We start from the raw sequence: 26,243 nt of genomic DNA, 5'->3' as shown, positions 1-26,243 counted from the left end.
GAAAAGTCCTTTCAGGAGGTGCGCAGGCCGAGCACGCGCAATGCGTTCTGCTTGTAGATGAGCGGCGCTACTTCGGGTTTGATGTCCAGCGCGGCGAAATCCCGGCGCCAGCGGTCGACTTCGATGACCGGATAGTCCGACCCGAACAGCGCTTTGTGTCGCAGCGGGCCGTTGACGGCCCGGACCAGTTGCGGCGGAAAGTATTTCGGCGACCAGCCGGAAAGATCCAGGTAGACATTGGCCTTGTGCGTCACGATGGAGATCTGCGCGTCCACCCAGGGCACGGCCGGATGGGCCAGCACGATGGTCAGGTCCGGGAAGTCCGCGGCGACGTCGTCGAGCAGCATGGGATCGGAGTACCGCAGCTTGATCCCGTGCCCGCCGGGCAGCCCGGCGCCGATCCCGGTCTGGCCGGTATGGAACAGCGCGGGCACGCCCGCTTCGGTCAGGGCTTCGTAGAGCGGATAGAACTGCCGGTCGTTGGGCGCGAAATCCTGCATGCTCGGGTGGAATTTGAAACCCTTGACCCCGAATTCGTCGACCAGCCGGTGGATTCGGCGTACCGCCAGCTTGCCCTGCCAGGGGTCCACCGAGCCGAACGGGATCAGTACGTCGTTGTGCTCGGCGGCCTGTTCGGCGATCTCTTCGACGGAATTCGGCGGGTGCCCGGAGGCCGCGCCGGCGTCGACGGTGAACACGACCGCCGCGATCTTGCGTTCCCGGTAGTGCTCGGCGATCGCCTGGATGGTCGGCGTGCGCTCGGCGCCGGATTTGAAATACGCGGCCGAGGCCTCCATCAGCTCGTCGTCGAGCGAGCGATGCCCGCAACCGTCGATCTCGACGTGGGTGTGGATGTCGATCGCGGTCAGCGCGTCGAGGTCGAGACCGTAGGTGTACTTGCTCATTTCGCCGTCAGCTCGGCCGGGAACTCCTCACCCACCGACTCCAGCCGGTCGGCGAACGGGCCCGCCAATTCGGCGGCGATATCCTCGGCCGCGAAGCCGCCGTCGTGGAAGGCGGTCGCGGTCAGCTGTGGATGCGACCACAGCGCCAGGCGGTCGCCGCCGATGGAAAACGCTTGGCCGGTGATGTCCGCGGACGCATCGGAGGCCAGGAACGCGATCAGCCCGGCCGCGTCCGCGGGGGTGCCCATGCCGACCTCGCGCCGAATGATCGGCGGCAGCGGCTCGCCCGCCTTCATGGCCTCGATGTAGGGCGCGAGGAACGGGATGGTCTCGGTCATGGCGGTGGCGGCCACGGGACACACGGCATTGACGGTGATCCCCGCGCGGCCGAGCTCCATGGACCAGGTGCGGACCATGCCGACGATCCCCGATTTGGCCGCGGAGTAGTTGGTCTGGCCGAAGTTCCCGCGCTGACCGGCGGGTGAGCCGATGCAGATGATCCGCCCGCCCTCCCCCTGCTCGCGCATCCGCAGCACGGCTTCCCGCGCACAGGTGAAGGTGCCGCGCAGGTGCACGTCGATCACCGCGTCGAAGTCGGCGTCGGTCATCTTCCACAACACCTTGTCGCGCAGCATGCCCGCGTTGGTGACCAGAACGTCCAGCCGCCCGAAGGATTCGACCGCCGTCGCCACCAGCTGCCGCGCGGTCTCGGTGGCACCGACCGGCGCGACGACCGCGACCGCCCGGCCCCCCGCGGCGCGGACCGCGTCGACCGCGGCCTGCGCCCGCTCGGCATCCAGATCGTTGACCACGACTGCCGCACCGCTGCTTGCCAATTCGCGCACATAGGCCAGGCCGAGACCCTGCCCGCCGCCGGTGACGATCGCGACCTTGTTGTTCAGATCCATGCTGTCTCCCTGTTGGAACCGTGTCGAACGAAAGGCAATCATCAATAATTGAGAAAGTCAATGATGTAAAACTGCTAGCATCTCGGCAACCGAGAGGAGAATCGATGAACGAGACGGGTCGGCAACCGCTGGCCGAGGACCTCGGCTTCCTGCTGTCCCGCGCCAGCGGTATGGCGCTGGCGGCGGTGAACAAGGCGCTGACGCCACTGGGTCTGAAGGTCCGGCCCTATTCGGTGCTGGCGCTGGCCTGCGAGACCGACGAAGGCATGAATCAGCGCCAGATCGCGGCCGCCATGGGTTTGGATCCGAGCCAGCTGGTCGCCCTGCTCGACGAACTCGAGGATCGCGGGCTCGTCTCGCGCACCACCGACCCGAACGATCGGCGCAACAAACTCGTCGTCGCCACCGAGGCCGGCTTCCGGCTGCGCGCCGAAGCGCAGGGTTACGTCGATCAGGCACACACGGAATGCTTCGGGCCGCTACCCGCGTCGGTGCGGAATCAGATGCGAAAAGCCTTGCAGTCCATGATTTCCCAGCCCGAGGATTAGCCAATCGCCAAAATTGATTGAAGTTCAAACTCGTTGACATCTTCAATCGTTAATGCTCTACTGTGATCCGCGCTACTGTGACACACGGCGCACCCCGCAGTGGAAGGCATGACATGCGAAACCAAGGCACCGGCGCCTGGCCCTACCGCCGCGCCCGCCTCTCCCCGGACACCCCGGCTCTCACCTACCGCGGCGCGATCACCACCTACCGCGAACTCCACGACCGAGTCACCCGCCTGGCCCACGCCCTGCGCGAGCTGGGCGTCGGCCGGGGTGACCGGGTGGCGCTGATGAGCGCCAACCATCCCGCCTACCTGGAGGCGCTGTTCGCCTCCGGCCTGCTCGGCGCGACCTTCGTGCCACTCAACGCTCGGCTCACCGCTCCCGAAATCGAGTACGCGCTGCGCGATTCCGGCGCGATGGTGCTGATCCATTCCGCCGCACTGGATTCCGTGGCCGAGGCGGCCGCGGGCCCGAGTCGGCGAATCCGGCTCGACGGTCCGGCCGGGACCGTCCCCGGTTACGAGGACCTGATCGCCGCCGCCGGCACCACCCGCATCGACGAACCCGTCACGCTCGACGAGCCGTGCTTCATCATGTACACCTCCGGCACCACCGGTCACCCCAAAGGCGTGGTGCTCACGCACGGCAACATCACCTTCGCCGTCCTGAACGCGGTCATCGACGTGGACCTGCACAGCGACGAGGTCGCGCTGGTCTGCGCGCCGCTGTTCCACACCGCCGCGTTGGACATGATCGCGCTGCCCACCCTGCTCAAGGGCGGCACCGTCGTGATCGAGGAGGGCTTCGAACCCGGCCGCATCCTGCGCGTGATCGAGGATGCGCGGATCACCTATCTGTTCGGCGTACCGACCCAATACGACCTGCTCAGCGCCCACGCGCGTTGGTCGACAACGGATTTGACTTCGATCCGGCGCGCGATCGTCGCCGCCGCGCCGGTGCCGCCGCGCACGCTGCGCACCTACGCCGCGCGCGGGGTGAAGATGTGCCAGGGCTATGGCCTCACCGAGAGCGGGCCCGGCGCGCTGATGCTCATCCCCGAACAGGTCGAGCGCAAGCCCGGCTCGGCCGGGGTCCCGCACTTCTTCACCGATGTCCGGATCGTCGACGAGGACGGGCACGACGTCGCGGCCGGACAGCGCGGCGAGATCCAGATCCAGGGCCCGAATGTGATGCGCGAGTATTGGAACAAGCCCGCGGAGACGGCCGCGGCCTTCACCGCCGACGGCTGGCTGCGCTCCGGGGATGTCGGCGTGGCCGACCCCGACGGTTTCGTCACCATCGTCGACCGGCTCAAGGACATGATCATCTCCGGCGGCGAGAACATCTATCCCGCCGAGGTCGAAGCCGCGATCCTGGATCTGCCCGGCGTGATCGGCTGCGCGGTGTTCGGTGTGGCCGACCCGAAATGGGGCGAGGTCGGGTGCGCCGCGGTCACGCTCGAGCGCGGCGCCACGCTCGGCTACGACGACCTGGTGACCGCGCTGGCGCCGCGCCTGGCCAAATACAAGATTCCGAAATCGCTGCTCGTCCTCGACGAGATCCCGCGCAACGCCACCGGCAAGATCCGCAAAGACCTGCTGCGGAAACAGTTCACCTGACGCACGGACGTCGCCTGCCTTGCGACGTTCGCTGTGCCCCGGCTCCGCTGCCACGGCGCCGGGGCGACACATCGGCCCCACCATAGCTAGGACAGACATGCCCGAAACAATTATGGCAGAGCGCCTTTCCGACCCGGATCGGGCCAAGGAAGCACGCCGCGTCGTCTGGTCGAGTTATCTCGGCAGCACGCTCGAGTACTACGACTTCCTGCTCTACGGCACCGCCGCCGCACTGGTCTTCGGCCCGGTGTTCTTCGCCGACCTGTCCCCCACCGCGGGCACCATCGCCTCGCTCGGCACCTTCGCCGCCGGATATCTCTCCCGGCCGTTCGGCGGCATCCTCTTCGGGCACTTCGGCGACCGGGTCGGCCGCAAATCGATGCTGCTGCTCGCGATGACGCTGATGGGTGTCGCCTCGATCCTGATCGGGCTGATCCCGTCCCCCGCGCTCATCGGCTCCTGGGCCGCGGTCATCCTGATCTTCTTGCGCGTCCTGCAGGGCATCGCGGTCGGCGGCGAATGGGGCGGGGCGGCGCTGATGGCGCTCGAGCACGCCGACCCGAAACAGCGCGGGTTCATGGCGGCTTTCGCCAACGCGGGCGCACCGACCGGCGCGGTGCTCGGCACCCTGGTGATGATGCTGTTTTCGCGGCTGCCCGATGATCAGTTCCTGTCCTGGGGCTGGCGGGTGCCGTTTCTGATCTCGGCGGTCATGCTCGTCGTCGGCTTGTTCGTCCGGGCCCGGGTTTCGGAGAGCCCGCTGTTCCAGGCGGCCGCCGCGGCCGAGCAGGCGCAGCGCCGGGACCGGATTCCGTTGCTCGCCGTGCTGCGGCAGCCCAAGCCCGTGGTGACGGCGGCGCTGGCCTGCATCGCCGGGTTCGGTTTGCAGACCGCGTTCACCACCTTCGGCATCGGTTACGCGGTGCGGCACGGGATGCCGAAACCGGATGTGCTGACCGCGTTCGCGATCGGGCAGTTCTGCGCGATCTTCTTCATCCTCGGGTTCGCGCGCTTGTCGGATCGGGTCGGCCGGCGACCGGTGATGCTGTTCGGTTTCGCCGCGACCATCGTCGGCGTGTTCCCGCTGTTCTGGCTGCTCACCCTCGGCAGTTTCGCCGCGGTGGCCATCGGCTTCACGCTGTACACGTTCTGCCACGCGGCGTCCTACGGGCCGATGGCCGCCTACATCTCCGAACAGTTCGGCACCCGCAACCGCTACACCGGCGCCTCGCTCGGCTACCAGTTGGGCACTCTGCTCGGCGGCGGCTTCACCCCGATGATCCTGGCGGCGCTGGCCTCGGCCTTCAGTGGATCGATCCTGCCGGCCGGGCTGTACCTGATCGCGCTCGCGATCGTGAGCACGGTGACGGTACTGCTGTCGAAGGAAACCAAGGACAACGACCTCGCGCACTGACGCCACCGCACACCGAGACAAGTGGAGAACCCATGGCCGTTCCGATTCGGCACTCGCTCACGATCTTCCTCGCGGCCGCGTGCGTGCTCGCGCTCACCGCTTGCGGTGATACCGAAGCACCCCCGCCACAAGCGCTTTCGCTGTCCGGGCGCGCGGGGCCCGAGGGCACTACCTTCTGGGATGTCGAAGACCAGCCCGCCGCGGCCGCGAAAGCCGGTGATATTCACTGGATTCAGCCCCGATCCGATGCACCGGAGGGAGCCCAGGGCTGGAATATCGTGTATGTGTCCGAGATCCGGCCCGGCGTCAAGAAATTCGTCTCCGGCGAGATCTACGCACCCGTGGCGGCACGCGGCACACCGCGGGACATGGTGCTGTGGAACCACGAGACGACCGGCACCGCCGATGCTTGCGCGCCGTCGCGGCGCAGTCTCAGCGACGGCACGACACCCCGGGTGCCGGGCATCGAGGCGATGCTCGCGCAGGGCAACGTGGTGGCGATGAGCGACTACCCCGGGCAGGGCTTGCCGGGGCCGGCGCACTACATGGCCGGAGAAGTGAATGCCCGTGCCGCGCTGGACATTTTGCGCGCGGTACGTCGACTGCCCGAGCTCGGCGCGAGCCCGCGGTTCGCGGCATACGGCTGGTCGCAGGGCGGTCAGACCACCATGTGGGTGGAGTCGATCGCGCGGACCTACGCCCCGGAACTCCAGGGTGTCGGCGCGGGCCTCATCGCCCCGGCGGTGCGGATCCGCGACCTCACGCTGAATTCGATGCGTACCCCGGAGAACGCGGGCTATGTCATCGCGACACTGCCCGGCGTCCGCGCGGCCTACCCGGACCTGCGCTACCGCGATTTCCTGACCTCCGACGCCATGGAAATGCTGCCGGTGCTCGCCGACGGCTGCTTCGACATCTGGAACTCGGCCGGTGCGGTGCGCGACGCCTATCAGCCCGATGCCATGCGGCCCGGCGGACCCTGGTGGAACGCCTTCACCGCGGTGGATGATTTCCGGCCGGGCGGGACCATGCCGTTCGCCGTCTTCCAAGGCTCGGCCGATATCACCACACCCGCGGAACTGACCGGCCGGGAACGAACAGCCTTGTGCGCGGCGGGTTCCGCGGTGGACTATCGCGAACTGGCCGGACTGGACCACGGCTCCGTCGTCCCGGTCGCCGCGACGGATTTTCCGGCTTGGGCGGCGGATCGGTTCGCCGGAAAGCCGGCGCCGTCGAATTGCCCCGGCCGCTAACCGCGCCCGAAACGGGACCGCAGGCGGCCGGACAGGGCGGCTATGGGCAGGACGGAGCGGGGTTCGAAGGGCTGGCGCCATAGGCCGCCATGGGCCGCGCCCAGCGCGAACAAGCCCTCGGGATCGACCTCGGGGTCCGTCGGCGGGGCGCAGAGATCAGCGACCAGCTTGGCGGCGAGTAGCGTACGGGCGGTTTCGGTTTCGAAGATTTCGATGCCGAAACGGTGCGCGCTGCGATAGGCGGCCGTCAGCCGAGGTTGCGCGATGAGGTTGCGCGTCCAGATCAACGGCGCGACATTGCACGAGACGACCCGTCCGGAGCTATGGGCCAGCACCCCGCGCCAGCGCTGGATACGTTGCGCCAGAACATGGTTCGGGCCCTGGGCGGGCATCATCGCGTCGGCGACGCTCCAGTGCGCGCCCGCCTCATCGGTCAGCCGGAGAGTGTAATTCGGCTCGTAGAGCGCCGATCTCGTGAGGAACCGGAGCAGATCCTGACCGACACGGCGCGGCCCGCGGGCGCGTAAGCGCTGATGCGCGTCGGCGACAACGGATTCCGGGACGGCATAGCAGTCGGTCGGGGAACCGAGGACGGCCAGCGCGGCGTCGGGACGGAAGAGCAGCAGATCCTCGGCCAGCACATCGATGGCGGCGGCCAACCGGACGCCGCCGGGCCCGAACCGATTCGCGTAGCCGCCGAACACCGGCCGCGGTCCGGCTTCGGCGGGATCGAGATGGCCACGCAGCCAATGCATCAGCGCCGGGAACTGCGTGGTGATATCGGCGCCGGGGCCGCCGTCGAACGGCCGCGGGCCGGGACTGACCGGATAGCGCAGCACTCCGGCGCCGGCGCGCGCGAGCTCCTCGAGTCCGCGCCAGCGCGCGGGCCCGGGGCGGGCGATGGCGAGCACGTCCGCACCCCAGCGCAAGAGCGGACGCAGCGGGGCGAGTTCGCCGGCACCGGCGACGACGACGCGAAACCCGGGCAGCGCCAACCACTCCGGATGATCGATCACCCGCTCGATCGCGGCGGCGAAGCCCGGTTCGATGATGCCGCGCAGCCGCCAGTCGGTGAGCTGGGCGCGCAGGGTCGCATCGGCCAGAACGGTGCCCTGGTAGGGCACCTCCAGGCGGGTGGGCGGCGCCGCGCTGCCGTCGATGCGGCCGGTGTCCAGGGGCTCGGGCCGGCGCACCGCGTCGATATCGAAGCTGTCCAGCGGTGCGACGACATACTCGGTGACGAACCGGAGCAGGCCGCGAGCCGAGGTCAGGCCGTCGGCGGCGATGCCGGCGGCATGCGCGGGTGAGCAGGCGCCGAGCGCGGTCATGGATCGGAATATGGTGCGGTAGCGGCGGTTCCAATCGCGGCAGGTCTCCACAGTCTGCGCGAGATCCGCGTCATACCCCCGGACGGCGTCGGCGACCACGGCGGTGGCGAACATATCGCCGACCCGCTCGGGCGCGCCGGACGGGAAAACGAGATCCCACCTGCCCTGACCCATCGTCCCCATGATCAATCACCCTGCCACGATCGTGCGTCCACCGCATGAAGACGACGGCCTTTACCTGATCCGTGCGATTTCACAAACGAGTCAGCGCGCGGTGCACCCGGCCCGCGGCCCGGGGCGGCAATCGCACGCTGGCGGAATGGATCTCCTCGCGGCGGCAGCGACCGATCGCCACCGCGTCCCCGATGACCTCGTCCAACGCGGTTTGACCGATATCGGCTTCGGCCAGATCCAGCACCGTGCGCACCGGGGTGGTGACCAGGAACGGCCCGGCCGATTCCACATCGCCGCCGAGCAGCGAGCGCCGCAGCACCACCAGCCGCGGTGTCACCGGCGGGCGGCCCGCCCCGACGGACAGGTGCAGGAAACGGGGTCGCAGGCTGCCGAGCCCGTGCAGCTCCGCGGCGCTCTGATGCGACACCGCGGCGGCGCCGTCGAACCAGGCGGCCCACATGGCGTACTCGTCGAGTGGCCCGTCCGGCCACTCGGCTAGTCGGAGCAGCCCGACGCCGGCACGGACCACCGTGCCGTCGCCGAGTCCGGCACGGACACGTGTTTCACATCCGGTGCGCAGCACTTGCCGAGTCGTGAAGAAGCCGGCGTGTCTGGCGGCCAATCGCCGCAGTACACGCCACCCATGAGCCACGGATTCGGGTGCGCGGCCCGCCGCATCGCCAGCCATGGCACTCAGGCTACGCTGGAATCTTGTGTCACATCTCACAATCGGGGGCGCGTTCACCGTCCTGACCGGCAGCGCCTGTGGTTATCTCCTCAGCGCGCCCACAGAACGGACACAAAATCGTCGGGAAGAATCGGCCGCATGAACACAGCCCAACCGCCCGCTCGGGTCAGCCGGCGCACCCTGACGATCGCGCTCGCCGTGGTCGTCGCGCTCCTCGCGGCGCTCCTGATCGGTGGCGAGGCGTACGCCCGGCACCGCGTCGCCAACTGCGTCTCCACGCAGTTCGAGCAGGAGATGGGTTCGAAGATCGACGTGGGCTTCGGCCTGAAGCCGCTGCTGATCACCTACCTGGACGGCAAGGTCGGCCGGGTCACCGTCGACAGTGACGACACCAAGTTCGGCCCCGCCGTCGGGATGGTGGTGCACGCCCGGTTCGACGATGTGGAAATGATCGACGGCGGCAAGGGCGGCGGCACCATCGGCAGTTCCTCGGCCGACGTCGACTGGAGCAACGAGGGCATCCGGGAAACCCTCGCCGGGCTGGTCACCAGTGTCAGCTCGTCGAAGGCCAGCGGCCTGCTGACGCTGAAGGTGCTGGGCGGGCTGGCCGAACTGGAGGTCAAGCCGGTGGTGACGAACGGTGTGGTGGAAGTCGAGACGCAGTCGGCGGCATTGCTCGGCCTCGGCCTGCCCACCGACCTGGTCCAGGGCATCGTGGATGTGATCTCCAAGAGCTTGCAGAGCTACCCGTTCGACATGAAGCCGACCGAGATCAGCATGACCGATGACGGAATCGCCGTGCGGCTGGCCGGCGGCCGTTCGGAACTGCCCGCGTCGCAGGGGAATTCCCAGATCAACTGCTGATCGTCGCCGAACCGCGGCGGCGCGGAGCACGGCCGATCAGGCCGGGAAACCCGCCAGCACAGCGCGCGACTTGGACAACCCCAGGCGCGTCGCGCCCGCGGCGATCAGCTCCGCGGCGGCCTCGGCCGTGCGAATGCCGCCGCTGGCCTTGACGCCGAGCCGACCGCCGACGGTGTCGGCCATCAGCCGCACGGCGTGCACACTGGCGCCGCCGGCGGGATGAAAACCGGTGGAGGTCTTGACGAAATCGGCGCCGGCCTTTTCCGCCGCGCGGCAGGCCTGCACGATCGCCTCGTCGGGCAGGGCCGCCGATTCGATGATCACCTTCAGCACGGCCCGGTCGGCGGTGGCTTCCCGCACCGTGATGATGTCGGCGAGGACCGCGTTGAAATCACCGGCGAGGGCCGCGCCCACATCGATGACCATGTCCACCTCGGCGGCGCCCTGGTCGACGGCGAACCTGGCCTCGGCGCCCTTGATCAGCGAATGATGCTTGCCCGACGGGAAACCCGCGACCGTCGCGACCACCAGGCCGGGCGCGCGCACCGGCAACATGGCCGGCGAGACGCAGATCGCCAGCACACCGAGCTCGCGCGCCTCCGCCACCAGCGCGGCGACATCCGCCGTGGTCGCCTCGGGCGCGAGCAGCGTGTGATCGATCATCGCGGCCACATCGGCCCGGGTCAGTGCGGAGGGTTCGGCCATGGGGTCAGAGTCTAGGCCGCAGTACGTTGTGGTGAATTCCGTTGCGGGGCCGTGCCGGTATCCCGCACACTCGTAGAGCCGGTGCACGGGCGGCCGAAGCGCCCTGTCACCTGTGTAATGCGTGTGCGGATAACCCAACTGGTTCGGAGGTCTCGACACGTGCTGATCCGTCGCGAACGCGCCGACGATGTAATACAGATCGCCGCCGTACATCGCAGCGCGTTCGGACCGCGGTATGCACCGGCCCCGTCGCCCGCGCCGCCCGCCGACCCGCGATACTCGCCCGCTTCCTCGGCCGCCCCTCCGGCCGGCCCGCAGTATCCATCCGCCCCCGCCGCGATGCCTCCTGCCGACCTCGACCCGAACGGTGACGCGGTCGCGTTCCAGGACGACCCGGAGGCGGCCGCGCGCGCCGGCGGCAGTGCGCCGGCCGAGCCGCCGGAGGTGGAGCTGGTGGCCCGGCTGCGCGCCGATTCCGGCTGGATACCCACGCTGTCGCTGGTCGTCGTCGAGTTCGACACGGTGATCGGACACGTCTGCCTCACCCGCGCCACCGTGGGCCCGTACCCGGTGCTGGCGCTCGGCCCGATCGGCGTGCGCGTCGAACACCAGGGTGCCGGTGCGGGCGCGGCGCTCATGCACGCCGCCCTCGGCGCCGCCGACGCCCTCGACGAACCCTTGGTCGGGCTGCTCGGCAGCCTCGAGTACTACCCGCAATTCGGTTTCGTCCCCGCCGCCCGCCTGGGCATCGCTCCCGACGAACCCAGCTGGGCCTCGCACTTCCAGGTGCGGGCGCTCACCGCCTACGAATCGCGGATCAGCGGCGAATTCCGGTACGCCGAACCGTTTTACAAGCTGTAGCCGGTAAGCGGCTTCCCTCCCGCTCGTCCGTACGCCCGCACCTGGGAGAATGGGCGAATGAGTGCCGCCGACCTATCCGACGACCGCCGCTACGTGCTGACCCTGGGCTGCCCGGACAAGCCGGGCATCATCGCCGGGATCACCTCGTTCATCGCCGAGTTCGGCGGCTCGATCGTGGAGGCCGGCTACCACTCCGATACCGACAGCGGATGGTTCTTCACCCGCCAGGCGATCAAGGCCTCGACCGTGCCGTTCGATCTCGCCGAACTGCGGGACCGCTTCGGCGGGGTGGCCGCGGACCTCGGTCCGGAAACGGAATGGGACGTACTCGACTCCGGCGAAAAACGCCGCATCGTGCTGCTCGTCAGCAAGGACGGGCACTGCCTGCACGACCTGCTCGGCCGTGCCACCAGCGGTGAACTGCCCGCCACCATCGAAGCCGTTATCGGCAACCACCCAGACCTCGCCGCCATGACCGCGGCGCACGGCATCGAGTTCCATCACATCGATTTCCCGAAGGACCCGGCCGAGCGCGGCCCCGCCTTCGAACAGGTCCGCAAGCTGGTCGACGCGCACGACCCGCACGCCGTCGTGCTGGCCCGCTTCATGCAGGTACTCCCGGCCGAGCTGTGCGAACACTGGGCCGGTAAGGCCATCAACATCCACCACAGCTTCCTGCCCTCGTTCGTCGGCGCTCGCCCCTACCATCAGGCCTTCGCGCGCGGCGTCAAACTCATCGGCGCCACCTGCCATTACGTCACCGCCGAACTGGACGCGGGCCCGATCATCGAACAGGACGTCTCCCGCATCGACCACGCCGACGATGTCCGCGACATGGTCCGCCAAGGCCGCGACATCGAGCGCGTCGTCCTGGCCCGGGGCCTGCGCTGGCATCTGGAGGGCCGGGTCCTCGTGCACGGTCGCCGCACCGTCGTCTTCAGCTGAGCGCCCACTTCGCCAGCGTCTCGTAGCGCGGCTGCTCCCCCGGTATCCCGGACCTGGGCAGCCGGCTGCGGATCAAGCAGAGCTCGCCGACGGTCCACCGCTGCCCGGAGAAATCGGTCAGCGCGGCGACCGAAGCCGCGAAATCGGTGTCGCCGGAGCCGCGTGCCAGCGTGAGATGCGGCCGATAACGGCGGGTCTCTCCCAGCTCTATCCCCGTCTTGCGCCCGGCGGCCTCCGTCCCCTCGGCGAGCCGCCGCAATGCGGGCACGTCACCGGTGACGCCCACCCACAACGCGCGGCCGCCGAAGCGGCCGCCGCCGCCCAGCGCCAAGTCGAACGGTTCGGTCCGTCGCGCCGATCGTTCCAGCCGTCCCGACAACTCCGGCACCACCTCGTCGTCGACTTCGCCGTAGAACGCCATGGTGAAATGCCAGCCGGGTTGCCCGGTCCATCGCAATGCGCCGGCGCCCGGGAGCTTCTTCAATTCGCGCACCACGGCAGCGAGTTCGGCCGTCACCGGCTCGGGCGGCAGCACAGCCGCGAAGAGTCGCACGAACCTACTCTGCCAGCTGGATTCAGTTGGGTGGGCCGACGGTCAGCACGACGTGCACCGTGCGGTTCCCGCGCGGGCCGCTGACCGTCAGCGTCACGGTCTCGTTGGGGCGGTACATGTTCAGCGCCGCGTGCAGCGATTGGGTGGTGGTGACGGCGCGATCGTCGACCGCGGTGATGATCTCGCCTTCCAGCAGTCCGGCGGTGTGCGCGGGCATCCCGTAGATGGCCGCCTCCACGCGAGCACCGGCGCCGCTGGGTTCGGCGTTGGACGCGATGACGCCGAGGGTGGCGGTGGGGCCGATGTGCACGGTCTCGGTGGGTGTGCCGGAACGGATTTGGCCGACGATACGCATGGCCCGGTCGATCGGCACCGCGTAACCGTTGGCGTCGTCGGCGGATTTCTGCGCCGGATCGCCGGACGCGGCGGTGATGACGCCGATGACGGTGCCGTTGCGGTCGGCGAGCGCGCCGCCGGATTGGCCCGAGGACACCGGCGCGGCGATTTCGAACATGCCGGACAAGGCTTTTCGGGACAGATCGGCCGAATTCAGCGCCACGATAGTGGAGTCCAGATTGGTGACGGTGCCGATGATCGCGGTGGGCTGGCCGCCGATCCCGCCCGCGTTGCCGATCGCGAGCACTTCGTCCCGCATGCGGACATCTCCGGAGTCGCCGATCGTGGCGGTGGCTAGGCCGGACGCCCCGGACAGCGCGAGCAGGGCGATATCGGCGCCGGAATCGTAGCCGAGGACCTCGGCCTGATAGACCTCCCCGTTGCCGACATCGGTGACGGTGACCGTGTCGGCGCCTTTGACGACGTGATGGCTGGTCAGCACCTGGCCGTCGGCGGTGAGCACGATGCCGGAACCGGCCGCGCCCAGCCCGAACGGCCGGGTGGAGGTGCTGATGTGCACCAGGGCGGGGCGCACGGCGGCGGTGACGGCGGGCGTGTCCAGGGTCGGGATCGGCTCGGTGGTGTAGGTGGCGTCGACTATCTCCGGGCCGGCGAACGGCGCCCACCGGGGCAGTTCGGCGCGGAAACCGAGAAAGGTCGTCACAGCCAGGATCGCGACCACTACCAGGGCCAGCACCCGCCCGCCACCGCCCGACCGGTCGCTGCGCGGGTGCCGGACGTCATCGCTCAGATAGCGCCACTGCTCGTCCATCGCGCTCCTGCCTCCGGAGGACACACCGTTTCCCATTGTGGCGGAACAAACACCACTACCGAATGGCAATCCCCACCGGGAGCGCTTGGCAAACCGCGGCATGCGGCGGTAGGCATGTATTCATGACGAGCGCCGCAGCCTATGCCATCCCCGCGCCGGACGGCGCCTTCGAGAAGGTCACCATTCAGCGACGGGAGCTAGGCCCGCACGACGTACTGATCGACGTCAAGTTCGCGGGTATCTGCCATTCGGATATTCACACCGCACGCGACGAGTGGGGCGGCACCAAGTATCCGTGCGTGCCGGGCCACGAGATCGCGGGCCTGGTCGCGGCCGTCGGCAGCGCGGTGTCCAAGCACAAGGTGGGCGACCGGGTCGGCGTCGGCTGCATGGTGAACTCCTGCGGCCGCTGCGGCCCGTGTCTGGCCGACGAGGAGCAATACTGCGCCAACGGCGCCACCATGACCTACAACACCGAGGTCGATCCGTCGGTGCAGCCGGAGGGCTACACCATGGGCGGCTATTCGACGCAGGTGGTGGTGACCGAGAACTTCGTGGTGCAGATCCCGGAGGGCATCGGTCTGGACGTCGCCGCGCCACTGCTGTGCGCCGGCGTCACGCTGTTCTCGCCGCTGCGGCACTGGAACGCGGGCCCCGGCAAGAAGGTGGCCATCATCGGCATGGGCGGGCTCGGACATGTGGGCGTGAAGATCGCCGCCGCCATGGGCGCGGAGGTCACCGTGCTCAGCCACTCGCTGAGCAAGCAGGAGGACGGCAAGCGCTTCGGCGCGCACCACTACTACGCGACCAGCGACAAGCAGACCTTCAAGGAGCTGCGCAACCGCTTCGACCTGATCCTCAATACGGTGTCCGCGGATCTGCCGATCGACAGCTACATGCGGCTGCTGAACCTCAACGGCACGCTGGTGATCCTCGGCCTGCCCGAAAAGCCGCTGGCGGTGAAGCCTTTCACCATCGCGGGCTACCGGCGGTCGCTGGCGGGCTCGATGATCGGCGGCATCGCGCAGACCCAGGAGATGCTGAACTTCTGCGCCGAGCACGGGATCGGCGCGGAGATCGAGGTCATCTCCGCCGACGAGATCGACAATGCCTACGACCGGGTCGTCGCCAGTGACGTGCGCTACCGCTTCGTCATCGACGCGGCCACCATCTAGGCCGGTCGGGTCGCGCTGACGTACTGCAGCAGGCGATGCACCTGCTGCTCGATGTCGACGAGTCCCAGTTCGGCGAACAGGTCGGGGAAGGTGTCCGCGGCGAAGACGCGCAACCCGCTCCAGCCGCCGACGACCTTGCTGACCTGCCCGAACGGCGAGTCGTCGCGGTAGCTAGTGCTGATCGCGATTCGGCCGCCGGGCTTGAGCACCCGTGCCATCTCGCGGGTGGCGGTGATCGGGTCCGGGATCAGGTAGAGGGCACCGAAGCAGCACACCGCGTCGAACGTGCCGTCCGCGAACGGCAAGCGGGCGGCATCGGCGCGCAGATAACCGACCCGTGGACCCGTGTTGTCGACGACAGCACGAGCCAGCATGGCCTCGGAATAGTCCAGGCCTACCGCGAAACCGTTGTCGGACAACGTGTTACTCAGGTAGTGGGTGAAATTTCCTGGCCCGCAGGCGATATCGAGCACGAGTTTCGATCCGCCGAGCCGCAACTGCCGGACGGCGTCCCGCCGATCGGTTTCCATCGTGCGCCCGCTGGCGGCATAGAACGCCGCGGGCCGCCAGGCACGCTCGTAGACAGCGGCCAGACCAGGATGATTCATGGCGCGACGGGCCAAATTCATTGGGGCTCCTCGTCGTTGGGGAGTTCCGAGAGCGGCGAGCACAGGGCGGATTCGCCCGGCGGCACCGATTCCGCGCGCCGCCGTCACGAAAAGCGCTCAGGTCCGCTGGACTTCGATGGTCATTCCGGCGGCCCGCAACCGCTCGGTGAGCGCGTCGCCCATCGCCGCGGCCGGGGTGAGGACGCCCGCCAGCTCCGGCTGCGTGCCGGTATCGAGCGCCAAGCACAATCCGGATTCGCCGAGCAGCACCGCGGTGGCCTTGTAGCCCGGGTCGCCCTTTCCGGCGAAGGTGGCCACGTACTTCGCGCCGGAGGTGGTGCTCGCATAGGTCTTCATGGTGAACCACCCACTGTCGCGGGCCTTTTCACTCGGCCCGGTGCCCGGCTTCGGCAACACCCGGTCCAGCAGTTTGCGTCCCGCCTCGGCCCGCGACAGCACCGAGCCGACCGCCATGGTGGCGACGAGGGCACCCGCCACACCCGCGGCGACCAGCGGCGCGGCCGCCGATTTCCCGGCGTTCATCACCTCGCGGTAGCGGAAGTTCTTGCCGTACGGCCAGCCCAGCAAGCCATTGGTGCGCCGCACGATCTTGGTGTTGTGCGCCGCCATGATGAAGGTGGACACCCACCCGTCCAGACTGGGGTCGATGTTGCTCGCGCGCTCCAGCGCCTGGTCGGACTGGCGGCCCACGTCCGGGTCCATCGACTTGTCCGGGCTCAGCGAATACGGGTGCATCATGACCGAGGCTTTGGCGGAATCCTGCGCGATGGCTTCCATCATGGCGCGCCCGGAATCGATGGTGCCGCCGCTGAAGCCGCCCTTCATGGACGCGATCAGCGTGGTGTCGGTCAGCTCGCCGGTGTTGTCCGCGACCGTGGCCCGATACAGCTGGTAGACGCTCAGATCCGACGGAATCGAGTCGAAGCCACAGGAATTCACGATCTTCGCGCCGCTCGCGACCGCCGCGTCGTGCTGGGCGTCGATCGCGTCGCGGATGAACAGCGGCTCACCGGTGAGGTCGGCGTAGTGCGTGCCGGCCTTGGCGCAGGCCGCGACCAGCGGCATGCCGTAGCGCAGGTACGGACCCACCGTGGTGACCACGACCTTGGTGCGCGCGGCCATCGCGTCGAGCGCGTCCTGATCGCCGGAATCGGCCACGACCAAACCCCAGTTGGCCGCCGCCGCGCCCAGGTCGGCGCGAACCTTGGTCAACTTGTCCAGCGACCGTCCGGCAAGTCCGATGCGGACCTCCACGGGAGCCGCGTCGCGCAGGTATTCCGCGGTCAGCTTCCCGACGAAACCCGTCGCGCCGAAAAGGATCAGATCGAATTCCCGGTTCTCTGCCATGGCAACACTCTCTCGTTCAGGCTGGGCCGCGACGGGCGCGTGTGGTGGTCTTCTTCGGCGCGGCTTTCTTCGCGCGCGTCTTCTTCGGGGTTACCGGTGGATGCTCGGCCAACCATTCGGCGTGCACTTTGCCGAGCTCGGTGACGGCCGGCTCGTCGTAGAGCCACTCGCGGGCGATGCGATGCCAGTTCGCGGTGCAGTTGAGCTGGCCGAGCATGCCGAAGGTGAGAAAGTCCGCGCGCCGGGAGAACAGGTGCTCCGGCGGCAGATTCTGCTGTTTCATCCCGGCGAATTCGCTGGCGCGCGGGTCGACGGCGAGCAGGAACGCGCCGCTGGCCAAGTCGGGGGTGATGGTGAGTTCCTCGTCGACCAGACACCATTCCGAGGCGGCCAGCACGTATTCCAGGCATTCCTCCGGCCCGACCTCCTCCGGGGAGCCGATCACGCCGCGTTCGATCATCAACCGCTGCAAGTCTTCCGCGCGGTCCTCGGCGGCCGCGCGCAGGCAGATCGCCTCGAACTTCACATACTCGGGGTCCATCCGGTTGAACAGCCCGAAATCCAGGAAGCCGACGCGGCCGTCGTCGGCGAGCATCACATTGCCGGGATGCGGGTCGCCGCAGAACTCGTTGAAGGTGAACAGCGAACCCACATAGAACCGGTAGATGATCTCGCCCACCCGGTCCCGGTCCGCGTCGGGCAGCTGCCGGATCTCCTCGAAGCCCTTGCCCGGCAGGTATTCACTGACCAGCACGCGGGTCGAGCTCAGTTCCGGCATCGATCGCGGCACCACGATGAACGGGTGCCCGGCGTAGAGCTCGGCGATCTGCAGCTGGGTGGCGGCCTCGGCGTGATAGTCGAGTTCGCCCTCCATGTTCAACCGCAGTTCGTCGAGCACCGCGGGCGTCACCCAGGGCAACGCCGACTGCAACACCTTGCGAAACATGTTGAGGTTCTTGAGATCCGCGCGCACGGCGGCGTCGATGCCCGGGTACTGCACCTTGACCGCCACCTCGCGGCCGTCGTGCAGCCGCGCCCGGTACACCTGCCCGATCGAGGCGGCCGCGACCGCTTCGGAGTCGAACTCGGCGAACACCTCTTCCAGCGCGCGGCCGAAGTCCTCCTCGATGACCTGCTTCATCGCCTCGAACGAGACGTTCGGCGCCGAGTCGCGCAGCACGGCCAGCCGCTTCTGGAACCGCTCCCGGTGCGCCTCGGGAACCAAATCCATATCGAGCACCGAGAGCATCTGGCCCAACTTCATGGCGACGCCCTTCATGGTGCCCAGCACCATGACCACCTGCTCGGTGGTGCGGATCATCGACTCCTCGGCCATCTTCGCGCGCACGGCCTCGGATCTTCCCCGCATGGACAGCCGGGTGCGCTGGGTACGCAGCACCGAACTGGCAGCGACGGCACCCAGTTTGGTGCCACGAGCAAGCCGGGAAGTCGGGACTTGCTTCGCCATCGAGGTACCTCCATTGGTGCCGACCGCGCAAACGGTGCCCCCTGGCGCACCGCATCCGTCTCAGACTAACCAACCGCGCAAGGCGGGCGAGTCGCCCGGCACACTCGGCCGCTCAGCGCGGGCCGCGACCCTCGATCAGTCCTCTTCGCGCTCCGGCAGCACGTGCGGCATCTGGGCGAACTTGGCGGGCGAACCGCCGGCGCGCATCATGCCCTCGATCGCGCTCCACGCCATCATCGTCAGGTAATCGATGACCTGATCGCGGGACATCGTCTTGTCCGTGGTCCACCAGTGCGTGGCCAGCTGGATACCGCCGACCAGCACATACGACCACAGCAGCGCGCCCTCGGTCTCGGCGCCGTGCGCCCGGCCGCGATCGATGATGACCGTGGACACCACCTCGGCGAACAGCTTCTCGAACTCCGCCAGCGAGGATTGGTCACCCGAGCCGTTGCCCATGATGAACCGGTAGACCTCGGGATCCTCGTCGACGGTGCCGACGTACTCGGCCAGCGCCGAGCGGACCAGATCGTATTCCGCGGCATCGAGGTTGATCGCGCCGTACACCCGCGGCATCAGCGTGGTCTCGATGAACCGCTGCATGGTCGCGTGCACCAGGTCGTTCTTGTCGGAGAAATATCGATAGAGGACGGTTTTGGAGACGCCGATCTCGGCGGCGATCTCGTCCATGCCGGCATTGCTGCCGCGCTTGCGGATGGCGGCCAGGGTGCCGTCGACGAGTTCCTCGCGGCGGTCGATCTTGTGCTGGCGCCAGCGGCGTTTGCGGCCGTCCGCGGGAGCGGGCTGAGCAGCGGCGCCTCCGGGGTGGGTCGACACCCCGCCGCCGCGCGCCGCCGGACGCTCGCCACGCGCGTCGACGTCGACAAGGTCATCGGTGGACAGCGTTCGCTCCCTCGGTCGATGGTTCCGGGTTTGCCCCCAGCTTAGGTCCCGGCTACCGCCGTGCGTCACTTTTGGGTCCTGGATGCGGGGCATCCCACACATTTCGGCCGTGCGCGGCGGGGCGCGGTCACTACGACACAGCAGAATGGACGGCATGGAGAACGCGCCAACGACGCTAGCGCCCGCCCCGTCCGTCCCGTCTGTGCCCAATGGTTTCTTCGTCGACGAGGAGAGCAAGCGGCGCGACCTGTTCCGGATGAAGGCGTTCGCGACCGGGCTGCTGGCCTTCGCCACACTGATCTATCTGTTCTGTCGCTGGCTGGAATCACGCGGCTCCGGCGGTGACTGGGTCGGTTACGTGCGGGCCGCGTCCGAGGCGGGCATGGTCGGCGCGCTGGCCGACTGGTTCGCGGTCACCGCGCTGTTCCGGCATCCGCTGGGTCTGCCGATCCCGCACACCGCGATCATCCGGAAGAAGAAAGACCAGCTCGGCGCCAGTCTGGGCAGTTTCGTCGGCACCAATTTCCTTGCTCCCGAAGTGGTTTCGGCGAAGGTGCAATCGGCGGAGGTCTCGCTGCGGATTGGTCGCTGGATGGCGGATCCGGGGCACGCGGCCCGGGTGGCGGAGGAGAGTTCGACGATCCTGCGTGCCGTCGTCGGCGCGCTGCGGGACGAGGACGTGCAGCAGATCATCGACAACACCATCGTCAAGCGGATCGCCGAACCGCTGTGGGGTCCGCCGATCGGCCGGGTGCTGGCCGAGCTGCTGGCCGACAATCGCCAGCTCGCGCTGCTGGACATGCTGGCCGAACGCGCGCACCAATGGGCGCTGGGCAGCCAGGAGACCATCGACCGGATCGTCATGCGCGACGCGCCCTCCTGGGCGCCGAAATTCGCCAATGTCCTGCTGGCTGAGAAGATCTACCGCGAGTTGGTGGAATTCACCTGGAAGGTGCGCTCGGATCCGGAGCACGAGGTGCGGCTGGCGGCGAATCGTTTCCTGGAGGAATTCGCCTTCGACCTGCAGCACGACGACGCCATGATCAAGAAGGCGGAGCGGATCAAGGCGCAGGTGATGGGCCGCGAGGAGATCACCGGCATGGCCGAGGCCACGTGGCGCGCCGCCAAACGGTTGATCCTGGAGTCGGCCGACGATCCGAGCAGTACGCTGCGCCGTAAGGTGGCCGAGAACGTGCAGCAGCTCGGTGAGCGGTTGCGCGATGACGACGCCATGCGCGCGAATGTGGACGGCTGGCTCGATCGCGGCGTGCGCTATCTGGTGCAGAACTACGCCGCCGAGATCACCACCCTGGTCACCGATACCGTGGCCAAGTGGGATGCCGAGGAGGCGAGCAAGAAGATCGAATTGCAGGTCGGGCGTGATCTGCAATTCATTCGGATCAACGGCACGGTGGTCGGCGCGCTCGCCGGGCTCGCTATCTACACGATTTCGCAGTTGCTGTTCCACAGCTGACGAGCAGTGGATCGCCCGGCGAAAACCATTACGAGCACTACGGATCGAGTGCCGCTCGGCATTTGCCCGAATAGTGCTAACAGGGTGCTTGCAAGAGTTAGCACCCTGCCCTAGAATTGGACCCGTACAACCGCCGGAAGGTGAGTGATGGCAGACCAGCCCGAGGTTTCCGCCGAGTACACCGACAGACCGGACGAGCAATCCGAAGGTGTCGGCGACAAAGTGGGACGTGCAGCGCACGACATCGGCGGTTTCATCAGATCGCAGCGCGAAGCCGCGCAGGTCTCGCTGCGTCAGCTCGCCGCGCTGGCGGGAGTGAGCAATCCGTACCTGAGTCAGATCGAGCGCGGATTGCGTAATCCGTCCGCCGAAGTACTCGCGCAGATCGCCAAGGCACTGCGGGTGTCCTCGGAGGTGTTGTACGTACGGGCTGGCTATCTGGAACAACGGCCGCACAGTCCGGTCCGGGATGCCCTGCTTGCCGACACCTCGATTTCCGAGCGGCAGAAGCAGGTCCTGCTGGATATCTATGAATCGTTTCGCCGGGAAAACGGAGGAGACGAGCCAGGGGGGAATGCATGGGACAGCGCCGTTCCGCGTACGACAAACGAAACTCCGCCACGCCAGGAGAACGAAGAATTATGACCGAAAAGAATGTCACCGTGACCAAGCCGCTGCTCGCCGCCGTGGGCGCGGGCGACGCCGTCTACACCGTCGTCACCGATGTGGTGACCCAGGTGCGTGAGCGCGCCGTCGGCACCGACGTGTCCGGCCGGGTCGACGAGGCCCGCGAGCGCTTCGCCCACGTGCCCGCCGACGTACAGGCTCAGTTCGAGACGCTGCGCGAGCGCCTGGCCGGGCTGCCCTCCGAACTGCCGGAGGATCTGGCCGAGCTGCGCGAGAAGTTCACCGCCGAAGAGCTGAAGAAGCTGGCCGACGAGTACCGCGCCAAGGTGCTCGACCTCTACGCCGACCTGGCCGTGCGCGGCGAGGAGACCGTGGAGCGGCTGCGCGCCAACCACTTGGTCGAGGACCAGATCGAGCGCGTCGAGGCGCTGTACAAGGACGCGACCGTGCGCGCCGAGGAGGCGCTGGATCGGGTGAACGGCCTGCTGGGCCGTCCCGCCAAGGTCGAGGACGCCCCCGTCGTGGACGCGGCCGTCGTCGACGCCCCGGTCGACGCCCCGGTCGTCGAGGCCGAGGTCGTGCAGGTCACCACCGAGACCACGCCGGCCCCGGAGCCGGTCAAGGCCCCCGCCCCGAAGAAGGCGCCGGCCGCGAAGAAGGCTCCCGCCAAGAAGGCCGCCCCTAAGAAGGCGTAAACCTTTTCGCCACAGCGACCCCGCACCCATCGGTGCGGGGTCGCTGTGCTGTGCAAGGGAATTCACCAGCGCGACATCACCGGAACGCTCCGCCGAACCGCTTCCGGGCGGACAATTGTCCGGACGACACCCCGCGTGCGCTGCTTTGCCGCACATGGATGCGGCGGAGTTGCTCCTAGGATGGTGAGGTGACTGTCTTGCAGGTGAGATTCTGGATTGAGGCCGCGCTCTGGCTGCTGGCGCTGGGCGCGACGATCTTCGCGCTGATCCACGCGATCCGCCAGCGTCCGGATGCCTTTACCGCGGTGGACAAACAGACCAAGCAACTCTGGCTGGCGATCCTCGGGGTCTCCCTGTTCCTGCTGGCGATTCCCCTGCTCGCGGGCGGCCTGGGCGGCTTCGGACTGTTCACCTTCATCGCGATCATCGCCACCGGTATCTACCTGGCCGACGTGCGTCCGAAAGTGGACGAGGTACAGCGCGGTCCGCGCTGGTAGATCGGTGTTCGCCGGGGCGCACCGGCCGATCACGGACAAAGAACACTCCATAACTTTTTAGTGCTTGCACTAGCTAGCGGGCCCCTTTTCGCGTTACTGTGTCGATCAGTAACACAAAGGAGTGTCCGATGCGTGCCCTGCTGACGACGGCGTTGACCGGCCTATCCAGTGCCCTGTTCGACAGCCATCGTGCGAACCTGCGTTCCCGTACCTACGCGACCGCGGCGTTCAATCCGCCCACCGTTTCGCACGAGGTCGTCCCGGTGACCACTCGGGACGGCGCGCGGCTGCGGGTGCACTCCTACGGTCCGAAAAACGCACCGGCGATCGTGCTGGTGCACGGCTGGACCTGTGCCATCGAATACTGGAACGCCCAGATCAACGCCTTCGCCGGCGAGTACCGCGTCATCGCCTACGACCAGCGCGGCCACGGCGCGAGCGAATTCGGCTCCAGCGAGCTCAGCATGGACCTCTTGGCCGACGACCTGGCCGCCGTGCTCGACGCCACCCTGGGCGCGGAGGAGCGCGCGGTGCTGGTCGGCCACAGCCTCGGCGGCATGACGCTCCAGGCCTGGGCCGGGCGCTACCCGGAACAGGTGCCGGCGCGCGCCCGCGCGGTGCTGCTCACCAATACCGCCGCGGCACATCTGATCTTCGAAACCACCGTGGTGCCGCTGTTCAACCGCCCGGCCCGGCTGCTGAAACTCAAAGTGCCGCTGCCGTTCCTGCTGGGCCGCTACGGTCTCGGGTGCCCGATCGTCTTCCCCCCGATCGCCCCCGTGAAATGGCTGTTCGCCCGGCAGATCATGAGCACCGCCGCGGCGGGCGATCTGCTCGACTTCAGTCTGAACATCGTCCGCTCCTGCCCGGCTCTGGTCCGCGCGCGGTTCGGTTTCCTGCTCGCCGAGATGGATCTCGGCGAATCGGCGCGAAAGCTGGTGGTGCCCACCACGATCGTGGCGGGCTCCTTCGATGACATGACCCCGGTGGCGCATGCCGAGCACATCGCCGAAATGCTCCGGAAGACCGGCAGTTTCGTGCGGATGACGGTGCTGCCGACCGGCCACCTCGGCAACACCGAGGCCTATGAGCAGTTCAACGACGAGCTGGCGCGCGTGCTCGACGCGGCTTACCACCGCCGCACGGCGGCGACCGGGTGACCTGCTAGACCAGCGTCATCCAGTAATCCTGGAACCGCAGGAACACCAGCAGCAGCACCACCGCGTAGTACACCGCGACCACGGTCCACCGCCATTCCGCGGCGACCCCGAGCGGCCCACGCGACCCGCCCCACAGGATCTGGGTGAGCACCGCCAGCAGCGGCACGATGATCACCCAGACCACCATGCAGTACGGGCACAGCGCGTTGATGCGGTAGAGGCTCTGGAAGATGAGCCAGCAGATGAAGCCGGTGCCCAGCAAGGTGCCCAGCCACAGCCCACCCCAGACCCAGCGCGGAATCCGGGTGCCGGCGACCGCGAGCACGCCCAGGGTAACGACCACCGAGAATCCGACAATGCCGATCAGCGGGTTGGGCATATCGAAGAAGACCGACGCCTGCGGCCGTTCCATCACGGTCCCGCAGGACAGGATCGGATTGATACTGCAGGAGGGGCGGTAGCCGGAGTCGGTGTAGAGCCTGATCCGTTCGACGGTCAAGGTCACCGAGGCCAGCCAGCCGGCCAGCCCGCCCAGCAACAGCAGCCAGGCGGACCGGGGTGGCGCGTCGATCACTGCCCCGCTGCTCCCGCGATCGCCTGCTCCAGCTGCGCCGGGTTGACCTGCTTGCCGTCGACGAACACCGTCGGCGTCTGCTGGACGCCGGAGTCGAAGGCTTCCTCGGTCTTCAGCTTGACGTACTTGCTGTACTTCTGGTCGTTGATGCAGCTCGCGACGTCATCGCCGTAACCGGCCTGCTTGCTGATCGCGATGATCTGGTCGTTGGTCAGACCGCCCGCGCCCTCCGGCGGCTGCGCGGTGAACATGGCGCTCAGCCAAGTCTGGTACTTGGCCGGATCCGCTTCGGCGACACAGTAGGACGCGTTCGCCGCGCGCGTGGAGTACTCGGTGCCGGAGGCCTTGTCCAGGAACGAGATGATGTTGTATTCGACGGCGATCTTGCCGTCGGCGACATTCTTCTCCAGCAGGTCCTTGTACTGGGCCTCGAAGCCCTGGCAGGCGGGGCACTGCAGATCGGCGACCACGCGCACGGTGGTCTTCGCCTCCGGCTTGCCGATGCGGATGGAGCCGTTGTCGGTGAGCGAACCGGTGACGCCGTTCGCGGCCGCGGCGGCGGGAATGGACGGGGTCGGGCCCGGGTCGTCCTTTTCCTTCTTCTTCAGCGCGATGCCGATGCCGATGGCCGCGATCAGGCCGATGATGACGGCGGCCACACCGATCTGGATCGCGAGGTTGCGGTTCCGGTCGGCCTGCTGCACCGCCGCCAGCGGATTCGGATTCTTTCGCCCACCCGGGTTCTTGCTCACCGTGCGTTCACCACGCCTTTCGCTCGCCTTGCCGGTTCCAGCTCTGCCGACCCGATGGTAGTTGCGGGGATTTCCCGGCACGGTCGGGTAACGCCCACATCCTCCTGGGTGAACCTGAGAGTTTCCGAAATTTCCGCTGGGTGAGTCCGCTCACGCCCCGTCGGCGTCCAACCGGCGTTGCTGTTCGGCCACATCGAACGCCGCCGGTGGCCACTCCAATTTCAACTGCCGCAGCGCTTCGATGAGCAGTTCGGTGACCGCCAGGCGGGAGTACCACTTCTTGTCGGTGGGCAGCACGTACCAGGGGGCGTACTCGGTGCTGGTGCGGTCCAGCATCGCCTGATAGGCCTCCTGATAGGCGGGCCAGTAGGCACGCTCGTCGATATCGGAAGGATTGAACTTCCAGTATTTGTCGGGCCGCACCAGGCGTTCGCGCAGCCGCCGCTTCTGTTCGTCGAGCGAGACGAACATGGCCACCTTCACCAGCGTGGTGCCCTGTTCCACCACTTCCTGTTCGAAGGCGTTGATCTCGTCGTAGCGCGGTTCCCACTCCGACCGCGGCACCAGGTCGTGCACCCGGACGACGAGCACGTCCTCGTAGTGCGAGCGGTCGAAAACGCCCAGCTGACCCGCCCGCGGCAGCGCGTTGCGGATCCGCCACAGATAGTGGTGCTGCCGCTCCTCCGGCGTCGGCACGCCGAAGGCCGCGTGGTCGACGCCCTGCGGATCGACCGAGCCGATCACGTGCCGGACGATGCCGCCCTTGCCCGCGGTGTCCATGCCCTGCAGCACCAGCAGCACGCTGCGGTGATCGCCGGAACGGCCGTTGGCGTAGAGCCGCTCCTGCAAGTCCGAGAGCACCGCGGCGCGTTCGGTCAGCAGTCGCTGGCCGGCCTTCTTGTCACCGGCGAAGCCGGGTGTGCCGGAGGTGTTCAGATCTTCGAGCCGCAGCCCGTCGGCCCGCAAGGCCTCGGTCGCGGGCATGGTCCACGTCGCCATCTCTCAA

Annotated in this window: 27 protein-coding genes; 13 read left to right on the top strand and 14 right to left on the bottom strand. The window is 67.9% G+C overall.

The genetic code is table 11. The features are described 5' to 3' along the window. Nucleotides 1-11 precede the first annotated feature (11 nt). The gene (gene couO, locus BJ987_RS08320; protein ID WP_209886426.1) at nucleotides 12-905 is read right to left on the bottom strand and encodes a 4-hydroxyphenyl-beta-ketoacyl-CoA hydrolase; all 894 of its coding nucleotides are present in this window, start codon (nucleotides 903-905) and stop codon (nucleotides 12-14) included. Beyond that, the gene (locus tag BJ987_RS08315) at nucleotides 902-1,813 is read right to left on the bottom strand and encodes an SDR family NAD(P)-dependent oxidoreductase (protein ID WP_209886423.1); all 912 of its coding nucleotides are present in this window, start codon (nucleotides 1,811-1,813) and stop codon (nucleotides 902-904) included. The genes couO and BJ987_RS08315 overlap by 4 nt, the downstream gene beginning before the upstream one ends. 104 nt (nucleotides 1,814-1,917) lie before the next feature. Between BJ987_RS08315 and BJ987_RS08310 the strand changes: the two genes are divergently transcribed. From BJ987_RS08310 to BJ987_RS08295, 4 genes are all read left to right on the top strand, one after another. Next, a complete protein-coding gene (locus BJ987_RS08310) occupies nucleotides 1,918-2,361 on the top strand; it encodes a MarR family winged helix-turn-helix transcriptional regulator (RefSeq protein WP_209886420.1) in 444 nt (147 codons plus the stop codon). A gap of 113 nt (nucleotides 2,362-2,474) precedes the next feature. Continuing rightward, a complete protein-coding gene (locus BJ987_RS08305) occupies nucleotides 2,475-3,983 on the top strand; it encodes an acyl-CoA synthetase (protein ID WP_209886417.1) in 1,509 nt (502 codons plus the stop codon). 97 nt (nucleotides 3,984-4,080) lie between these two features. Beyond that, nucleotides 4,081-5,397, top strand: coding sequence for an MFS transporter (locus BJ987_RS08300; RefSeq protein WP_209886415.1), 1,317 nt, complete (start codon nucleotides 4,081-4,083; stop codon nucleotides 5,395-5,397). Nucleotides 5,398-5,429: 32 nt separating this feature from the next. Then, a complete protein-coding gene (locus BJ987_RS08295) occupies nucleotides 5,430-6,650 on the top strand; it encodes a lipase family protein (RefSeq protein ID WP_209886412.1) in 1,221 nt (406 codons plus the stop codon). Here BJ987_RS08295 and BJ987_RS08290 read toward each other — a convergent pair. Together BJ987_RS08290 and BJ987_RS08285 are read right to left on the bottom strand one after the other, a co-directional pair. Further along, nucleotides 6,647-8,161, bottom strand: coding sequence for a hypothetical protein (locus tag BJ987_RS08290; protein ID WP_209886410.1), 1,515 nt, complete (start codon nucleotides 8,159-8,161; stop codon nucleotides 6,647-6,649). The genes BJ987_RS08295 and BJ987_RS08290 overlap by 4 nt on opposite strands. Before the next feature lie 70 nt (nucleotides 8,162-8,231). After that, a complete protein-coding gene (locus tag BJ987_RS08285) occupies nucleotides 8,232-8,840 on the bottom strand; it encodes a type IV toxin-antitoxin system AbiEi family antitoxin domain-containing protein (protein WP_209886408.1) in 609 nt (202 codons plus the stop codon). Between the two features lie 138 nt (nucleotides 8,841-8,978). Here BJ987_RS08285 and BJ987_RS08280 point away from each other — a divergent pair, with 138 nt between their 5' ends. Beyond that, nucleotides 8,979-9,704, top strand: coding sequence for an LmeA family phospholipid-binding protein (locus BJ987_RS08280; protein ID WP_209886406.1), 726 nt, complete (start codon nucleotides 8,979-8,981; stop codon nucleotides 9,702-9,704). Nucleotides 9,705-9,740: 36 nt separating this feature from the next. Here the strand turns inward: BJ987_RS08280 and deoC are convergent, their stop codons facing one another. After that, nucleotides 9,741-10,409, bottom strand: coding sequence for a deoxyribose-phosphate aldolase (deoC, locus tag BJ987_RS08275; protein ID WP_209886404.1), 669 nt, complete (start codon nucleotides 10,407-10,409; stop codon nucleotides 9,741-9,743). Between the two features lie 339 nt (nucleotides 10,410-10,748). Here deoC and BJ987_RS08265 point away from each other — a divergent pair, with 339 nt between their 5' ends. Beyond that, the gene (locus BJ987_RS08265; RefSeq protein WP_209898057.1) at nucleotides 10,749-11,270 is read left to right on the top strand and encodes a GNAT family N-acetyltransferase; all 522 of its coding nucleotides are present in this window, start codon (nucleotides 10,749-10,751) and stop codon (nucleotides 11,268-11,270) included. Nucleotides 11,271-11,327: 57 nt separating this feature from the next. Beyond that, nucleotides 11,328-12,215, top strand: a complete 888-nt coding sequence (gene purU, locus BJ987_RS08260) for a formyltetrahydrofolate deformylase (RefSeq protein ID WP_209886401.1) — start codon at nucleotides 11,328-11,330, stop codon at nucleotides 12,213-12,215. Here purU and thpR read toward each other — a convergent pair. Together thpR and BJ987_RS08250 are read right to left on the bottom strand one after the other, a co-directional pair. Beyond that, nucleotides 12,208-12,768 (bottom strand): RNA 2',3'-cyclic phosphodiesterase, encoded by a 561-nt coding sequence (gene thpR, locus BJ987_RS08255; protein ID WP_209886398.1) that lies wholly within the window; start codon nucleotides 12,766-12,768, stop codon nucleotides 12,208-12,210. The two genes, purU and thpR, sit on opposite strands and share 8 nt — an antisense overlap. 22 nt (nucleotides 12,769-12,790) lie before the next feature. Further along, nucleotides 12,791-13,936 carry a S1C family serine protease gene (locus BJ987_RS08250; RefSeq protein ID WP_209886395.1) on the bottom strand — a complete coding sequence of 382 codons (1,146 nt, stop codon included), beginning with the start codon at nucleotides 13,934-13,936 and terminating at the stop codon, nucleotides 12,791-12,793. A 122-nt stretch (nucleotides 13,937-14,058) separates the two neighbouring features. Between BJ987_RS08250 and BJ987_RS08245 the strand changes: the two genes are divergently transcribed. Beyond that, nucleotides 14,059-15,111 (top strand): NAD(P)-dependent alcohol dehydrogenase, encoded by a 1,053-nt coding sequence (locus tag BJ987_RS08245; protein ID WP_209886393.1) that lies wholly within the window; start codon nucleotides 14,059-14,061, stop codon nucleotides 15,109-15,111. On the opposite strand, the gene BJ987_RS08240 is transcribed toward BJ987_RS08245, so the two are convergent. From BJ987_RS08240 to BJ987_RS08225, 4 genes are all read right to left on the bottom strand, one after another. After that, nucleotides 15,108-15,740: a class I SAM-dependent methyltransferase gene (locus BJ987_RS08240; protein WP_209886390.1), complete on the bottom strand. Its 633-nt coding sequence runs from the start codon at nucleotides 15,738-15,740 to the stop codon at nucleotides 15,108-15,110. The two genes, BJ987_RS08245 and BJ987_RS08240, sit on opposite strands and share 4 nt — an antisense overlap. A 96-nt stretch (nucleotides 15,741-15,836) precedes the next feature. After that, nucleotides 15,837-17,087 carry a saccharopine dehydrogenase family protein gene (locus tag BJ987_RS08235; protein ID WP_209886387.1) on the bottom strand — a complete coding sequence of 417 codons (1,251 nt, stop codon included), beginning with the start codon at nucleotides 17,085-17,087 and terminating at the stop codon, nucleotides 15,837-15,839. Nucleotides 17,088-17,103: 16 nt separating this feature from the next. After that, a complete protein-coding gene (locus BJ987_RS08230; protein WP_209886384.1) occupies nucleotides 17,104-18,555 on the bottom strand; it encodes an ABC1 kinase family protein in 1,452 nt (483 codons plus the stop codon). 135 nt (nucleotides 18,556-18,690) lie between these two features. Next, nucleotides 18,691-19,392, bottom strand: coding sequence for a TetR/AcrR family transcriptional regulator (locus BJ987_RS08225; protein WP_209886380.1), 702 nt, complete (start codon nucleotides 19,390-19,392; stop codon nucleotides 18,691-18,693). A gap of 220 nt (nucleotides 19,393-19,612) precedes the next feature. On the opposite strand from BJ987_RS08225, the gene BJ987_RS08220 reads away from it, so the two are divergent. The 5 genes from BJ987_RS08220 (at nucleotide 19,613) to BJ987_RS08200 (ending at nucleotide 23,911) form a co-directional block, all read left to right on the top strand. Continuing rightward, nucleotides 19,613-20,932: a DUF445 domain-containing protein gene (locus BJ987_RS08220; RefSeq protein ID WP_209886377.1), complete on the top strand. Its 1,320-nt coding sequence runs from the start codon at nucleotides 19,613-19,615 to the stop codon at nucleotides 20,930-20,932. A 147-nt stretch (nucleotides 20,933-21,079) separates the two neighbouring features. Further along, on the top strand, nucleotides 21,080-21,577 hold the full coding sequence (locus tag BJ987_RS08215; RefSeq protein ID WP_245365868.1) for a helix-turn-helix domain-containing protein: 498 nt from the start codon (nucleotides 21,080-21,082) through the stop codon (nucleotides 21,575-21,577). Beyond that, a complete protein-coding gene (locus tag BJ987_RS08210; protein ID WP_209886375.1) occupies nucleotides 21,574-22,254 on the top strand; it encodes a heparin-binding hemagglutinin in 681 nt (226 codons plus the stop codon). The genes BJ987_RS08215 and BJ987_RS08210 overlap by 4 nt, the downstream gene beginning before the upstream one ends. Before the next feature lie 197 nt (nucleotides 22,255-22,451). Then, the gene (locus BJ987_RS08205) at nucleotides 22,452-22,751 is read left to right on the top strand and encodes a DUF2516 family protein (RefSeq protein ID WP_209898052.1); all 300 of its coding nucleotides are present in this window, start codon (nucleotides 22,452-22,454) and stop codon (nucleotides 22,749-22,751) included. A 128-nt stretch (nucleotides 22,752-22,879) separates the two neighbouring features. Beyond that, entirely contained in the window at nucleotides 22,880-23,911 is a 1,032-nt protein-coding gene (locus BJ987_RS08200) for an alpha/beta fold hydrolase (protein WP_209886372.1), read from the top strand. A 4-nt stretch (nucleotides 23,912-23,915) separates the two neighbouring features. Here the strand turns inward: BJ987_RS08200 and BJ987_RS08195 are convergent, their stop codons facing one another. The 3 genes from BJ987_RS08195 to BJ987_RS08185 all read right to left on the bottom strand — a co-directional run bounded on the left by BJ987_RS08195 (nucleotide 23,916) and on the right by BJ987_RS08185 (nucleotide 26,236). Continuing rightward, the gene (locus BJ987_RS08195) at nucleotides 23,916-24,485 is read right to left on the bottom strand and encodes a vitamin K epoxide reductase family protein (RefSeq protein WP_209886369.1); all 570 of its coding nucleotides are present in this window, start codon (nucleotides 24,483-24,485) and stop codon (nucleotides 23,916-23,918) included. Beyond that, nucleotides 24,482-25,237 (bottom strand): DsbA family protein, encoded by a 756-nt coding sequence (locus tag BJ987_RS08190; protein ID WP_209886365.1) that lies wholly within the window; start codon nucleotides 25,235-25,237, stop codon nucleotides 24,482-24,484. The genes BJ987_RS08195 and BJ987_RS08190 overlap by 4 nt, the downstream gene beginning before the upstream one ends. 150 nt (nucleotides 25,238-25,387) lie before the next feature. Beyond that, a complete protein-coding gene (locus tag BJ987_RS08185) occupies nucleotides 25,388-26,236 on the bottom strand; it encodes a polyphosphate kinase 2 family protein (protein WP_209886362.1) in 849 nt (282 codons plus the stop codon). Between the last annotated feature and the right edge of the window lie 7 nt (nucleotides 26,237-26,243).

Source organism: Nocardia goodfellowii, from assembly GCF_017875645.1.
Classification (GTDB): domain Bacteria; phylum Actinomycetota; class Actinomycetes; order Mycobacteriales; family Mycobacteriaceae; genus Nocardia; species Nocardia goodfellowii.
Note: the sequence above shows the minus strand (reverse complement) of the source record. Positions and strands in the feature narration are given on the sequence as shown.